Raw genomic sequence first — 345 nt, forward strand, 5'->3', positions numbered from 1 at the left:
GCTGCTGGGAGGTGCCCAATGATTAAGCGATTTTGGACACAGTTAGACCCCAACAAGAAGCGTTGGGTGTCTATCGCTGGCGGCGTCTTCGTTCTTTTTGCGGTCGTGACAATGTTCTCTGGTGAACCCAAGAAAGAAGAGAAGCGCGGTCGCCAAGAAACCATCAAGCACGTTCTCACAGACAAAAAACACCCGTGAGATCGGGATAGATTCGTTGTCTGCCGATGTGAAGATGGTGTCTCGTGAAAAACTCCGACCTGAAAAAGGAGCTGGAACGAGTCAAGAAAGAGCTGGAGGAAACCAAAACCACTGCCGGGAAATCCAGTGATGTTGGCCGTGAGATGA

Annotated in this window: 1 pseudogene; it reads left to right on the top strand. The window is 50.4% G+C overall.

The annotated features are described in order from the left end of the window. A pseudogene (locus BHE89_RS26705) lies at positions 1–198 on the top strand (hypothetical protein); the annotation flags it as partial. Between the last annotated feature and the right edge of the window lie 147 nt (positions 199–345).

It is taken from the genome of Shigella sp. FC1967 (assembly GCF_001743005.1).
Taxonomy (GTDB): Bacteria; Pseudomonadota; Gammaproteobacteria; order Enterobacterales; family Enterobacteriaceae; genus Proteus.